Raw genomic sequence first — 14264 nt, 5'->3', positions numbered from 1 at the left:
AGACTATATGTCCTTAAACATGCTTTCCGCGCCATCGGATTTCAGTCGCGCCCAAAACTCCATCGCGTATCGGTCTGTCATTCCGGCGACGAAGTCGCAAATTGTGCGTGCCCTATGTCCCTTGTCTTCGGAAACCAGAAACCTCTCACGGACATCATCGGGCATCAGGAGCTCCCCCTTATCTCCTGCCAGCGCTTCAAATATTTCCTTAACTAGCTGAGTTCCTCGGAACTCTCCGAGCTTAACTCGTGGCGAATAGATGATGGACTTATAGGTGTACTGCTTGAGGACCTCGACCTTCAGCTTGATTTCCGCCTTAAGCCACACCTTAGAAAGTGCTGGCCGATTTGGATCGAATTTGAACTCGACGCCATTTATGAACTCGTGGACGAGCTGGGAAGACAACTTCGTTCGGGTATAACCGTTCGAACTTAGCTCATGCGACCCCTGAACAGCCTTCGCGAAATTCACGACTGCGCTGGCATGGTCTTCGGACACTTCAGGGATCATGCCCTTGAAGAGGTCAACGAACACCGACATGACCTCGCCCCGATCGACAGGCCGCCCCATTTGCTTTGTCACATCAGCGGCCACGTCGTCGAGACGCTTGTCATCCGTAGCTAGGATCGTTGCAGGCGTAAGAAATCCGGCTTTGAGACTGTCTTCAAGGTCGTAAACCGAATAGGCGATATCATCTGAGATATCCATTATCGCGCATTCAATGGTCTTGAACTCGCCTTCCAGGGGGCCGCTCTTTCCCCTGAGCACCTTCTCTTTGATGCGATCAACTATCGGCTTCTCAGATAGGTAATAGCCCTTTGTGAGCTTCGACCCCTCTTCTCGCTCGAGGGGGATTGCCCTGTCGTATTTCAAGATGGCGGCGAGAGTTCTATAGCAGAGGTTCATCCCTGCCCGATTGTCTCCTGCAACCTCTTCTTTGTATAGCGCCTTCTTGTCCAGTCGACTAAGAATACGCAACGTTTGAGCGTTCCCTTCGAACCCTCCATACTTTTTCATCTTATCGTCGAGCGCCCGCTCCCCGTTATGACCAAACGGCGGATGGCCTATGTCGTGAACCAGACCAGCAGCAGCACATAATCTGCTACTGATCGGATTCCTCTCTAGAACATCTTTGTAAATGACATTCAGACGGTCTGCGATGCCTTCCGCAATCTGGGCAACCTCCAACGAGTGGGTCAGCCTGTTTCTGAAGAAGTCTGACTCATGACCAGGAAAAACCTGCGTCTTCCCCTGCTGGCGTCTAAAGCTTGCACTGTGAATAATCCGACCGTAGTCGCGGATGAAGGGCGGGCGCCATTCAGTATTCTCAGTATCCGAAGTTGGGACCGGACGCTCATAATCGCCAGCAGAATACATCATCCTACATATTAGTCCTTCTTGCCTTCTGGCGCCTTTTTCTGAGCGTCTGAAGCCGCTGCTTTCGCACGCTCCTCGCTCAGCCTGACAGCAGCGCGAAGCGTCTCCACTTTAGTCTCAGCAATTTGTCTAGCTTCCAGGACTGCAGCATAAGCCATTTCGAATCCTCCTTGGCGCGGTTTGCAAGACTCATCAAATAAGCCTTGCTTAGAGCTTACAACGTATTTGTTTACGTTTCGTTCACGTTTTCTTGCAAATCGGGTGAAATTGCAAATCACTTTTCGCGAACTGGGTGTGGCGACGAGGCCACCACTCAAAGCAATCTTGTTGGGACATTGGCCTTGCGAACGACATCGGCGATATGACTGGTCCTTCCCACGGCACCATCCAGTTGAATGCCGGTATTCACCGGAAGGGTGCGAATAAGGTCTCGAAGTGCCTCCAAGCCTTGATAAACGTTGAAGGTCACCCATTGTTCAGCTTCGCCAGGCACCAGGGCGCGGCCAGCAGATTGGCTGGCTCCGGTGTGAAGTTGCACTACCCAAACCTGAACGCCGTCAAACACCCACTCAAACCGAACACTCCCAAGCCGAGCGTTAAGCTGTTGGCGAACTTGGGAAACAGCCTTGACCACATCCTCCGGCATAACCTGCGGCGCAGTCGTTCCGAGCATGAACCCTTCGCCCCAACCCGCTGCGCCTTCAACGATGAACTCGCCGTCGGCTCCTTCAATCGCAGCACCGGAGTAAACCGCTGTCACGGAGTGCTGTGAAAGGATCGACGCCAAAGCTGTTCCGTCGGGATCCTCGTCCTGAACCAACTTAAACGGATCGAGCCAACCTTTGGCCGTCGTGAACTTACCTGGCACCTGAACGACTGGGCTCGTTCGGATCCACCGTTCCGCAGAGCCAGTATCCGTCCCGAAAGAAAAAGGCGCGACCCTTCGACCTAGGACGGTCGTCTTTGGCACTGGAACGCCGATCAAGTTCGCGATCAGGAGACCGTATGCTTTGTCACCTATCATACGGCTGAAGTCGTTTGGCCACACCACGTCGGCGCTACGATCGAAATGTTCGACTTCGCCATACTCCCAGAAGATAAGATGACTTTGCCGCCAACCTCTTCTTACGGGGTGAAGGCTGAACTCCACACGAGCATGCCGAGCTTCCTCCAAGGAGGCATTGACGCCGTATACCGATTTAAACAGGGATGCTGCCCAATCGAGAGGAAGACTGGCGAAACCGGGAGCTTCGACACCGCGCGGGGTCGCGTCCGGCCGGAATTCTACCAGGCCGTCCACGGCAACCCCAGAGACGCCGCCGTCGGAAACGTCAATAGTCTCGTTCGCTATTGTGTAAGCACCCTCTGAAGAGATCCGATGGATCGCAGATACGACGTCATCGATAGTTGCAAGGGCGTACAGGAACTCTCGGCTCTGGGAATCGCTTTCGCTGAAACTCCGGATATTGACGGTACCGTCGACGCTTCGAGCAAAGAGAGCTTCGATAGCCGCATTGACGGTCGGAAACGCGGGGTTTGGCGAAGCTCCAGCTAAGCGAGCGTACTGCTGCGTGGGTCCGTTTCTACCCGGACCGAAACTCACGAATTGAGCAACATTGAACCGCTCTGCGAGTCGATCAAGCTTTTGGTCCTTTCGAAAACCCGGAATTGGATCCTCGCCGCTGGCTGGTATTCCCGTCAACGTTGGCCACCTTCTTGATATACGCATTAAACACGTGCTTCTCGCGCAACATTCCACAAACGATACGCCGGTGGCAAATGACAATCGGGATACATAGTGGGGAACTAGAAATCAGTCCCCAACAAATTCGTCTTTCCATTCAGCTAAGAGGCATACCGGATACCGGTTGCAGAGACGGTCAGCGAACGTTCGAGTGAGCGAATGACCGTTGAGACCCTTATTCGTCAAGCTCTTGCACCCCCCGTAAAACACCGGCTTTGTTATCCATGTGAAATTTTTGGCTTGTGCTCAAGATACATCCCAGGTTTGATTCGCATCAAGGCGAATACTTTTCTCTGAGTTTCTTATCTTCGTGTCCTCAGCGGCGAATGACCTTGACAAGCTGCTGATCCAAATAGAAATGATAGCTAGCTCACAGAAAACCTCCTGAAAACTCATCCCAACGCCAATAATGATCTTCTTAAAGTTGAGAAACGCCGCTAGTCTCCGCGAGGAGGAGACAGCGATGCAGGTTTTCGAAAACAATAGTACCGAGGAACAGGAAGCCGAAAATCCGACAACCCTGTCGTTGTTGTCGATGTTGCGGCCAGCTTCACCTAAGCATCTTACCAAAATGCCATCCCGGTCATCCGATCGATCCTCATTGAGAACAATACTAGTAGGCAAATTGAAAACTCCCGCCTCGACCTGACATCTTCGCCTTCGTTCCTAAGGCCAAAATCATGGGTAGTTGAAGGCTGCCAGATACTGGAGAGCATGGAATATCGGCGCTGCGTGGGGTTTGACCGCGACCCGGTCCTGCGGACGGAGCACCAAGCAGTAGAGCGCGGTCATGATCGTGCTCAGAGAAGCGGACGAAGCCTGATGCCCGGCGACCTTCACCTCGTCTCCCTCGCGAATAAGGTTGGCGTGGTGGATCGTCCACGCGGCAAGCCAGCAAACGCAGCGTTCCACTTCGCTCAAGAAGCTGATCTTGGAGTTCATATCTCCCCCCAGTTTTACAGGTCAAGTTTCAGAACGCCAGTCGCGCGCGATACGCACGGGATAAATCGATGGCTGCGAGCCTCGTTCGAGAGCACCGCATCGCGATGGATCGGCTGCCCTTCCAGAAACCCGCACTCGCAGGTTCCGCAGACGCCGTTCTCGCAAGATGCCATCAGCAACACGCCGGCGGCGCGAATGACTGATAGCGCTGACTCGTCTGCAGTAACCGGAACAACCGTGCCGTTGCGAAGAACGATTGTGAACGGTACGGGTGGCGTATCGTCATGGACCGACGGCTGAAACGCCTCGAAATGGACCGTGCCATCCGGCCAATGTTGCGAAGCCCTTGCGATCGCCGCCATGAAGCCCGGCGGTCCGCAGTAATAGAGCTGCGCCTCGCCCGGCCTTGTCGACAACAGGCCCTCTATGTCTTGTTGGGTTTCGACTTGATCGTCGAAATGGTGCCTCAGGCTATCGGCGCAGGTGCTTTCCTCTAAGGTCCTTAGCAACGGAGCAAGGCTTCGGCTCCGCGCAAAATAATGGAGTTCGAAGGGCCTGCCCTGACGATAGAGAGCCCGAGCCATTGCAAGGATCGGCGTGATCCCGATCCCCCCTGCCAGAAGAAGGACCGGTCCATCACTATCCTTGAGCGGGAAATGATTGCGCGGGGCGGATACGGGCAGCTCGGCGCCCGGTGCAATAGTTTCGTGGATCCATGCCGAGCCGCCCCGGCCGCCGGTCTCGCGCTTCACCGCTATCGTGTAGCGGCTGAGATCTTCTGGATCACCGCAGAGCGAGTATTGGCGTACCTTCCCGTCGGGTAGGTGGACGTCGACATGCGATCCTGGTCCGAAGGCCGGCAGAAGAGGCCTGCGCTGGTGCCTCAGCTCGATCACCCGGACGTCCCCGGGCTCGTTGTGGACGCCGGTAACGACCAGTTTCATGATGATACGTGGAGATCCCATGTCGCGTCACTCGTCCATTGGCAGAATCGGATCGCCGGGGCGGATAACGCCACCGATTTCGATCGAACAGTTGAGACCGGAGCGGTTCAGCAGTCCCTCATAAAGGCCCGGCATGCCGAGGAGTTCCTCGATGTACTTGCAGGGGAAATTCATTCGCGCCGCCCGCAAGACGGTTTCTCCGACCCGGAAGCGCTTGCCCACGAGATGAGCGAGCGGAACGCCGCGGGTCGTCAGATTGCGCCTGTGATCTTCGGGTTTGAGCGTTTCCTTGAACCCGGGAATTTTGGGCTCTCCTTGAGCAATCGCTTCAAGAACTTCAACGTCGATCAGCGTAATCTCGCGGACGTCAGGCTTGGGCGAATAGGTGCCGGTGCCGAGATAATACCGGTCACCAACTATGCCGCGCCCGGCAACGAGCTGTGCTTCAGCCAGTTCTTCCATTTCATAGGAAGCGGCCGGCGCTAAATGAATGTGGAGCAAACTTCCCTGCCAAGTCATGTATCGGCCTCCGCGGTACCCGTCTTGCCTTCGATCGAAGATGGGGGTTACGCCAGTGCCTTGTTGCTCTTCAGGGAACATCCCATGCCACGCCAGTCCCAGCTGCTTGGGAAATCTGCCTTGAAACTGGCGTCCTCGATAGTGCCAGTTTGCCCGCATGTATCTAGTCCAGTTGGAGAAGAAGCCGGAGATTTTGCACGAGGGGATGCAATCAGATGCTCGCGATCTCCGTCTGTATGTCAGCGCGTGCATTCACAGCATCGACGGCTGCGGCGACGAATTGAATGCCCTTGTCGATCTGCTTCGGCGTCAAAGCCGAATAGCCCATCACCAATCCAAGCCGCTGTTGTGGCGATTCGGTTGCTCCGGGTGCTGAATCGTAGAGCGCTGAAATACCGTAGAGGCCGACGCCGCGTTGGCGCGCGACATCGATCAGGGCGGTCTCCGCCGATCCCGGCAGCTCATTGAACCAGACGACGACATGCAATCCGGCATCGGCACCCTCTACGGTGAGCCGTTCGCCGAATGCACCCTCAAGGGCGCTCAACAACGTCTCGCGGCGCTCTCGATTGATTCGCCTGACACGACGCACATGGCTCTCATAGGCGCCGCTTTCGATAAGGGAGGCAAGCGCTTCCTGCTCGGTCATTGGTGTATGCCGGTCGATCAATTGCTTGGCAGTTGCGAACACCTCCTGCAAATGCTTTGGCACCACGAGGTAGCCAATGCGCATCATCGGCGACAGTGTCTTCGAAACAGTGCCCAGATAAATGACGTTACGCCCGTTATCCAGACTCTGGAGCGGCGGAACCGGGCTGATATCGTACCGGTATTCGCTGTCGTAGTCGTCCTCAACCACATAGGCATCTCGATCCCGAGCCCAATCGAGAAGCTGGTGGCGACGACTGATCGGCATGACGCCGCCTAAGGGAAACTGATGGGATGGCGTCACATAGGCCATCCGGGCGTCGATACCTGCCAAATCCGCGGTCTTCAAGCCGTCCGCGTCCACCTCCACTGCCACGGGGTATGCCCCGGTACTCGAAAAGATCTGGCGAGCCATCCGGTAGCCGGGATTTTCCATCACAAATGCGCTGTTAGCGTCGAGGAGGATCCGCGCGCAGAGGTCCAGGCCCTGCTGGGAGCCATTGACGACGATGATTTGCGCCAGATCGCAGTGCAATGTCCGTGCCCGCCAAAGATAACCCTGAAGGGCTTGCCGCAGGCGCCGGGATCCTCGCGGGTCCTCATAGGCCAGCCGTCCCGGTCTTTGACCAATCACCGAATTGACAGCGCGCTTCCACGCCAACGCCGGAAAATCGGATGGGGCAAGATCGCCGTACCGAAAATCCACCGACAGCCCATTGGGCAGGTAATCGAGCCACGGTGGAAGCGCGCGAAGTCTTTCGCCGTAAGCCGAGAGCGGCCCACACGCATCCCGCGAAGGCTTAGCTGCTCGGGGGCGCTGTTCAAGCTGCAAGGCCGTCACCCGCGGACGAGCGCCCTGGCGCAGTTCCACGAAACCTTCAGCGGCAAGCTGTTCATAGGCAACCGTGACCGTCGTTCGCGACACATGCAACTCGTTTGCCAGGCTGCGTGAGGATGGCAGCTGGCTTCCCGCCTCATAAACGCGGCTAAGGATTTGATCACTGAGCGCCTCGTAGATCCCGCGCGCGCCCATCTTGGGGGCATTACCGGTCGCCGCTTTCTTCTCCAACTGGACCATCTTCTTTCTGCCGAACTGGATGTTTGTTGTCGACCAGTATGATGCAACTCTGGGCCAAAGCAAACCAGATACGATCGAGCGATGATGGGCGATAGCGAACAGGACAAGAGTCAGGGACACGCTCACCCCTCTCACACGGCAAGCCTCGGATTCGATACACGCGCCATTCACCACGCGTTCGACCCGGTAGATTTTAAGAGAGCGGTTCAGCCACCGGTGTTCCTGACCTCGACCTACGGCTTCGAGAGCGTCGAGGCCAATGATGCCGCAGCGGCACTCGGCGGTAGACTCTATGCGCGAGAGTACAACCCAACCACAGAGATCCTCGAGCAGAGGCTTGCGAATCTGGAAGGGGCTGAGGCGGGCCTTGTCGTTTCGACCGGGATGGCCGCTTTCGGCACGCTCATCCTCTCTTTGCTGTCGCAGGGCGACGAGCTTGTGGTTCACAAGACGCTTTATTCGAATACTGTCGCGATGGTGGAGCAGGGGCTGCCGCGCTTCGGCATCAAGGTCGTTCCCGTGGATCTATCTGATCCGTCGAATCTTGAAGCGGCGATTACAGAAAAGACCAAGCTCGTTTACTTCGAGACACCCGTGAACCCGCTCAGCAGCATTCTCGACATTACGGCAATCTCAGAGCGCGTACACGCGCATGGGGTGAAAGTCGCCGTGGACAGTACCTTTGCTTCGCCCGCACTTCAGCGGCCGATCGAACATGGCGCCGATATCGTTCTGCACTCGCTCACGAAATACATCAACGGGCACGGCGATACGTTAGGTGGAGCGCTGCTCGGCGACGCGGAAACGCTCCACCGCTTGCACGAAACGGGCCTGCGCTACATTACCGGCGCGACCCTGGCCCCTCACTCGGCCTTCCTGATTATGCGCGGCCTGAAGACGCTGTCGCTTCGTATGGACCGGCATAGCGCCTCGGCTCTGGCGATCGCTCGAATGCTAGAAGGCCATTCAGCTGTCTCCTGGATAAGTTATCCTTTCCTGGATTCACATCCCGATCACGCCATCGCGCGTAAGCAAATGGCGCAAGGGTCGGGCATGCTGGCTTTTGGACTTCATGCCGGTTTTGACGGCGCGAGGACAATGCTGGACCGCTTGCAACTGATGACACGCGCAGTGAGCCTCGGCGACACGGACACACTGATTTATCATCCGGCCAGCATAACAAAGGCGCGGCAATCGATCCGGAAAGACGCCCACATGGTCTCGGGCGTTGGAGACGACCTCATCCGCCTGTCGGTCGGACTTGAAGACGTGAATGATTTGATTGGCGACCTGCACCAGGCCATCCGGGGTTTGTGATGCCCCTATCGACGATTATGAATACCGAAAGACCGGACTCGGAGTATCAATCCTTCCTGAGCGGACCTTCCGCATTTCCCGTCACGCCGAGTGACCGAAATGGTCACGTCGACGTTGCCGCGCTCAAAAGGCTTGTGGCCAAGCTTTGCGCCGAGGGCGTCGATTCCATTGGTCTTCTCGGCAGCACCGGAACCTACATGCATCTGTCTCGCGAGGAGCGGCGGCGGGCTCTGGGTGCGACCATCCAGGAAGCCGGCGGGAGCATACCGGTCGTGGTGGGCGTCGGGGCCATGCGGATGGATGAGGCGGTGAGGCTGGCGCAGGACGCGAAAGCCGCAGGCGCCGCCGCGGGCCTGCTGGCCGCTGTTTCGTATGCGCCGCTCGCGGAAGATGAGGTTTTCGAGCACTTCTCCACCGTTGCTCGCGAGAGCGGCCTTCCGATTGTTATCTATGACAATCCGGGGAGCACCCATTTTCGCTTCACCGCTAACCTGGTGGAACGCTTGGCTCAAGTGTCTGGCATGGTAGCGATCAACAACCCGACGGAAAATTCCGAAGAGATCGCAGGGCACCAAACCTGCAGCCCAACATGAAGGCCAGGCGGCGTTTGCTGTTTGCATCGTGCTTCCTGATCGGTCCATTTTCTGAATTAGCAACCGGTTCCGGCGTCGGGATCGTCGGGACGATGCTGTTGCTGCGCAGGCTCGACCTAGAGCCAGTCTACCTCATGGCCCTCAGCCTGCTGAGCCGGACGACGATCCTGTGGCATGGGCAATCGTGCATATGTCGCCGGCGCGCCTTCTCGAGAACTGATCCGACGGCGCTTGCTGTCAACGCCAGCTTCTTCTAACTCGCCCTCAATGCGCTCTGGCTGCCGCTCCACTGGCGGATGGCTTCAAGAGCAGGCGTCGTGGCTTCATTTCGGGAGCATCTTAGCGATGTTCTGTGGCTCGGCGGAAGCATTCTGCTGTTGATTGCTGCAACGCAAGCCCTCAGGAGCAATTTCAACGAGGCTGTCGGCAAGCTCGGCACGGCGCTCGAATCCGTGGCTGACACGGCGGTACGGATAGATTCCGGCACCCGCGAGATTGCACTGTCTAAGCGGACAGAGCAACAGGCGGCCTCCCTGGAGGAGGCGGCAGCCGCTCTCGACGGAAGCGAACGGAAGAGGCGCACAGTGTCGCAAGCCAGGCTAATCAATGCGCGGCAAAGTCCGCAGAAGTGGTGTCGCATGCGAAGAGGCGATGCGAGAGATCGAAGGGAGCTCACAGCAGATCTCCAAAATCATCGGCGTGATCGACGAGATCGCCTTCCAGACCAACCTGCTGGCGCTGAAGGCCGGCGTGGAAGCTGCGCGCGCCGGGGAGGCGGGCAAGGGCTTTGCGGTCGTCGCGTAGGAGGTGAGGGAGCTGGCGCAACGCTCGGCGCAGGCCGCCAAGCAGATCAAGGGCCTCATCCAGAATTCCACTTCGGAAGTCGAGAGCGGCGTGAAGCTCGTGCGCGATGTCAGTGAGCGCTGAAAACCATCGGAGGCTTCACCATCGAGATCAACAATCACATGGAGGCAATCGCCACCTCTGCCAACGAACAGGCGACCGGCCTTGCCGAGGTTAATTCCGCCGTGAACTCCATGGATCAGACGACGCAGCAGAATGCCGCCATGGTCGAGCAATCGAATGCAGCTTCTAATGCGTTTGCCGAGGAAGCGGGCCGCCTTCGTACTCTGATCGCGCAGTTCAGTGTCGGCACGGTCCAGACTTCGGCTCTGCGGCAGGTGTGACGGGCAATGGCGCTTCCGTCCTCGCATGCCCCGTCCGTGAACGCGGCTCCCAAGCTCAAGGTCGCCGCGAGTGGCGGTTCCCGCTCGTCGGACAGTTGGGAGGAGTTGTGATCGGCCACCAGGAACTTCGTCCGGTCCCTCTCGCACCTGACGAGTTTTCTCAGGGGGGCGAGCCGTTGCAGTAGCGCCAGAAAGCTGGAGTTGCCTTGCTCCTTTGAGAGCATTTCCGCAATGGTATCCTGGCCACAGCTGTGCCGGCACCGCTCTCTAATAGGCGATCGCGCGCAACGCTTGCTCGACCCTCGATACACGAGGAGCAAGCCCGAATTGCAATCCGCACAATTCTTTTTTGCACGCCGTGTCGCCAGTGCGTTGGGGCGGCGCTACGCCGTCCTCACACAAGGGGCGAAGGCCCACGGCCGAAGGATCGTCACCGATGAACTCAATCGCGTCAAAGTTTCCTGGACGTTGGTTTGGCTCCCGACGCCTGCGTGAATTGCGTTGCACGGCGCCGGCACCTGCAGTGTCTGTGTCCCCATCAACGCATTCAGCTTGGATCCGCTGGGCGGCAATCTCGATGTGTCCCCATCGATAACCGACGCACGGCCGACAACTGCCCGGAGTCCACCGGTATCGTGGACACCGATGCGATCAGAAGGAAGGCAGTAGTACAAATCTGAGCCATTCTAGCATTCACGTCGCTGTTGATATCCCCCCAATAGTCCGCGGACACGCGGACCAAAGCGATGAAAGGCCCGCGCAAGCGTCTGTTGACAGAGTATCTCGCCCGGCCGAAAAGGTATCGGCTGTAAAGGAGATGATCGATGGCTGAAGAGAATATCACCGCCCCTGCTGTTGCCGTGGGCGTAGCGGCGCCGGTGGAGACGCCCGCTGTAAAGAAAACGCGGGCACCTCGCCAGAAGAGGGGTGTTGCCGCGCCGGCGGTCGTCCCGTCGCAGGCTGCTGTTGCACCGTTGGAGTCCGTAAAGGCTGCCAGCGGCCGTGGCAGGAAGGCCAAAGCGGTCGTTGCAAAGCCCGACGTTGCAGCCAAAGCCACCAGAGCCAAGCGCGCGCCCAAGGCTGTTCAGCCGCAAACGACCCCTGTCGCAGCGCTTGATGAGATTGAAGATCTGATCAAGCTGGAAGAAGAAAACCAGCGCCTTCGCAAGTTGCTTGCGGAAAAGCTCCGCAACGAAAACGCCGATTTGCGCAAGCGGCTCGATCGCGTCTGACGCGAAGAGTGCTGTCGTTCTGCCTTTTGACAGCGGCAAGCATACCGATCCAAGAAATTTGGCAAGCGGGATCTGCAAGGATCTCGCAGCGCTACTGCGCATTCAGTCAGGGGGTAAAGGACTATGAAGTCACCATGGCGATTTCTCGCGGACCTGACGTCGCGCCCTAAAACGCAAGTGTCACCGTTGGTTCCCGCCGCTCCGGAGAAACCGGCCGAGGACCAGGCAGGTGATCAGGACGTAGCGCCGGCGCTGTCGGTAACGATAGCGGAGCCGACTGGTCATCTAGTCGAAACGACAGACAGCGCCGCCGCTTCGCCGGTTACGTCATCATCGGTGGTCGGTACCGTAGTCGAAGCGAGCGAAGTCACCTCCCGTTTAACGTCGGAATCAGCGGTTGACATAGTTGAGCCGGACGTCGCGATCGAGCGACCAGCTCCAACTCCGGTAGCAATAGCACCGGCAAACCTTGGCGAAGTGGAAGCACTGTCGAGACCTAGCAAAAATCGGTCGAAGCGTATAAAGCCCGGTTCGGTTCAAGTCGTGACGCAGTTTCGGTCAAAGCCGAGCGATGACCCCCGGGCCGTATCTCCTCCGGCGCAGCCTCTGACATTTCTTGAGGAGGTTGTGGTTCTCGACGAAGAAATCGCGGCGCTGAAGGCTGGCCTGGCGCTCAAGCTGAAGCTGCAGAACGCTCAACTGAAAAAGATGCTCGAGCGCTTCGATATTCGATAGCCTGCCGGTCAGGCTGTTATGATTGGAATGACATGAAGACCCCGCAGAGAAATTTCGTTGTCGAGATCAAGTCGAAGGGCCGCCGATCGGCAGACCGGCGAGGATCCATCTGGGGCAGCACAGATCTGAAGGCATTTGCCCGTCAGGCAGCCAGCGTGGCGCCGCAGCTGTTCGAGGACGGGCAGCAAGCTGAATCGACGGTCGAAGACATTATCGTCGCGCCTGCTGCAGAATATGCGCCAGTCGCAGAACCGGTTCTCGCGCAGCTGGCCCGGACTTCTGATGCGATCGCCGCGATTTCCGTTTCTACGGTAGAAGAGCGGCCAGAGCCTCAAGATCTGCCCGCTGTCGAAGTCGTTGCAAAAGCCGTGGTCGCGAAAAGAAAGCCCCGTCGATCGGGAGTGATAGGCCGTCAGTCGACAACTATGCCCAAAGGCGGCGATAAGGTCGAAATTTCAGTAACTCCCCCCTTGGCTCCGAGCGAAGCTCGAATTGATGAATTACCAGCTCTCGAAGCCGAAAATCGCCGATTGAAGACGCTTTTGGCTGCTCGCCTTCGCCAACAGAATCTGCAGCTTCGAATGATGTTGCGCCGCTTCGGCGCTGAGTGAATTCGGCAACATAGCCTCGTGTTGACGCGTCTTGACTAGCTAGCTCATTGTTTGGAAGCCTGTTCGGTGGTCCGATAGCGTAATTGCTCTGTCGAACCGCTGTGCCTGAACGGGTGGCCGCGTGTGTTGATCGCGCGATCAACCAGGCGTGAAAGACACAACGTGTTTGCCGCTCCGGTCGAATGACGTAATGTGGGTCTGACAATTTTTCGGGCAGACACGGGCGCACGCGCCGCAGCCGATACAACGCCCCGGATGATCGACAATCATTAGCATTCGATCGACCTCCTCGTCATCTGCTCCATCTCCGGCACCTACAATTTCACCCGAAACGGTGATGCCGCCAAGATGCATGACGTCACGCGAGCAGACTTTGAAGCAGCGGCCGCAGCCGATGCAGCTTGCGTCTATCAGGCTAAGATATTTTGAGAGCCAACTAGACCCGTCGCGACTTACGAATGAATCCACCATCGTGTTCTCCGATGCAGCGAGTTCTTTTCCGGTAACGCACGGCTGATTGGCGTCGGGGGTACCGCTGTGCAATGACACAAAAGGAGGCCCGCTGTAGACATCGCACGATATAGCCACATTGACGGCGCCAATCACGTCAGCGCGGCAGTCGACCTTTGCGAAGAGCTCCTCAAAATTGCGTTCGCTCGTGCCAAACGCTTCCGCGCTCATGCCCGCTGGCACCCAATCCCTGAACCATTCAGCTGTACCGGGATCTTTGGGGGACGCCGAGCAGCGCGCCCTTGATTTGCCCTGCGGCGACCGGGTGAATCTTCTGCCGATCGGACGGCTGTCGCCACAACTGGCGCGGCTGACAGCGGCCATAAGCCGGTGCTTGCAGTGATAGACGATGTTGGTCATTCGATCAGCCTTTCCTTGAGGGCGCTTCGGGCGCGTGATGGTGTTCGCAACCGGATGAACCCGCATCTGTGCGGAGTCAGGCACTTGCTTTGTGCAGACCACGATATTTACGCTGTTCCTAGCCTCCAACCGAATGCAGTTTTTATGTCTCTCTTGGTCCTAGCACTCGCCGTGCCGAGCCGATCGCGCGTTGATTAGCTTTGGGATTTTGAATGAGTCCACTTCGCCGGATATCGACAGTCAGGTTTGCGACAGGGGTGGCGGCTTGCGCTCGGTAATCCGCGTCACTGGCAGGCAGTCAGACCACCCGGATTTCGAATGGGGGCGAAACCGACGCCGTCGATTGTGTTGTCCTTGCGGGCAATGAAACAATAACTGCCTGGTATGGGGAGCTGCAACGACGCATGAGTTGGCCCCAGCCGGGATGACATAAGTGTCCAATCCGTTCATCACAATGACCGACGCTG

Annotated in this window: 12 protein-coding genes and 3 pseudogenes; 7 read left to right on the top strand and 8 right to left on the bottom strand. The window is 57.5% G+C overall.

Annotation, left to right across the window (positions count from 1 at the left end; genetic code table 11):
- Positions 1–3 precede the first annotated feature (3 nt).
- The 7 genes and pseudogenes from dgt to RLEG4DRAFT_RS27130 form a co-directional block, all read right to left on the bottom strand.
- A complete protein-coding gene (dgt, locus tag RLEG4DRAFT_RS27155) occupies positions 4–1380 on the bottom strand; it encodes a dGTP triphosphohydrolase (protein WP_003581617.1) in 1377 nt (458 codons plus the stop codon).
- Between the two features lie 8 nt (positions 1381–1388).
- Entirely contained in the window at positions 1389–1535 is a 147-nt protein-coding gene (locus RLEG4DRAFT_RS41025) for a hypothetical protein (protein WP_171898240.1), read from the bottom strand.
- Between the two features lie 155 nt (positions 1536–1690).
- Positions 1691–3106, bottom strand: coding sequence for a hypothetical protein (locus RLEG4DRAFT_RS27150; RefSeq protein ID WP_003581614.1), 1416 nt, complete (start codon positions 3104–3106; stop codon positions 1691–1693).
- Between the two features lie 711 nt (positions 3107–3817).
- Positions 3818–4063, bottom strand: a pseudogene (locus RLEG4DRAFT_RS27145) (transketolase); the annotation flags it as partial.
- Between the two features lie 14 nt (positions 4064–4077).
- Complete coding sequence (locus tag RLEG4DRAFT_RS27140) at positions 4078–4815, bottom strand: PDR/VanB family oxidoreductase (RefSeq protein ID WP_245277990.1); 738 nt, start codon at positions 4813–4815, stop codon at positions 4078–4080.
- 219 nt (positions 4816–5034) lie between these two features.
- Complete coding sequence (locus RLEG4DRAFT_RS27135) at positions 5035–5526, bottom strand: MOSC domain-containing protein (RefSeq protein ID WP_003581609.1); 492 nt, start codon at positions 5524–5526, stop codon at positions 5035–5037.
- Between the two features lie 211 nt (positions 5527–5737).
- Positions 5738–7252 (bottom strand): PLP-dependent aminotransferase family protein, encoded by a 1515-nt coding sequence (locus RLEG4DRAFT_RS27130; protein WP_003581607.1) that lies wholly within the window; start codon positions 7250–7252, stop codon positions 5738–5740.
- 81 nt (positions 7253–7333) lie between these two features.
- On the opposite strand from RLEG4DRAFT_RS27130, the gene RLEG4DRAFT_RS27125 reads away from it, so the two are divergent.
- The 7 genes and pseudogenes from RLEG4DRAFT_RS27125 to RLEG4DRAFT_RS27095 all read left to right on the top strand — a co-directional run bounded on the left by RLEG4DRAFT_RS27125 (position 7334) and on the right by RLEG4DRAFT_RS27095 (position 12927).
- Complete coding sequence (locus RLEG4DRAFT_RS27125; RefSeq protein WP_085061943.1) at positions 7334–8569, top strand: aminotransferase class I/II-fold pyridoxal phosphate-dependent enzyme; 1236 nt, start codon at positions 7334–7336, stop codon at positions 8567–8569.
- Between the two features lie 17 nt (positions 8570–8586).
- A pseudogene (locus RLEG4DRAFT_RS27120) lies at positions 8587–9138 on the top strand (dihydrodipicolinate synthase family protein); the annotation flags it as partial.
- Positions 9139–9158: 20 nt separating this feature from the next.
- Positions 9159–9419, top strand: coding sequence for a hypothetical protein (locus RLEG4DRAFT_RS27115; protein ID WP_003581602.1), 261 nt, complete (start codon positions 9159–9161; stop codon positions 9417–9419).
- 135 nt (positions 9420–9554) lie between these two features.
- Positions 9555–10460: pseudogene (locus RLEG4DRAFT_RS47295) on the top strand (methyl-accepting chemotaxis protein); the annotation flags it as partial.
- A 713-nt stretch (positions 10461–11173) separates the two neighbouring features.
- Positions 11174–11581: a hypothetical protein gene (locus tag RLEG4DRAFT_RS27105; RefSeq protein WP_003581600.1), complete on the top strand. Its 408-nt coding sequence runs from the start codon at positions 11174–11176 to the stop codon at positions 11579–11581.
- A 123-nt stretch (positions 11582–11704) separates the two neighbouring features.
- Positions 11705–12316, top strand: a complete 612-nt coding sequence (locus RLEG4DRAFT_RS40475) for a hypothetical protein (RefSeq protein ID WP_003581597.1) — start codon at positions 11705–11707, stop codon at positions 12314–12316.
- A gap of 32 nt (positions 12317–12348) precedes the next feature.
- Entirely contained in the window at positions 12349–12927 is a 579-nt protein-coding gene (locus RLEG4DRAFT_RS27095; RefSeq protein ID WP_003581594.1) for a hypothetical protein, read from the top strand.
- A gap of 138 nt (positions 12928–13065) precedes the next feature.
- Here RLEG4DRAFT_RS27095 and fdxB read toward each other — a convergent pair whose 3' ends face one another.
- Positions 13066–13398, bottom strand: a complete 333-nt coding sequence (fdxB, locus tag RLEG4DRAFT_RS27090; RefSeq protein WP_037094845.1) for a ferredoxin III, nif-specific — start codon at positions 13396–13398, stop codon at positions 13066–13068.
- Positions 13399–14264 lie beyond the last annotated feature (866 nt).

Source organism: Rhizobium leguminosarum bv. trifolii WSM2297 (genome assembly GCF_000271845.1).
Note: the sequence above shows the minus strand (reverse complement) of the source record. Positions and strands in the feature narration are given on the sequence as shown.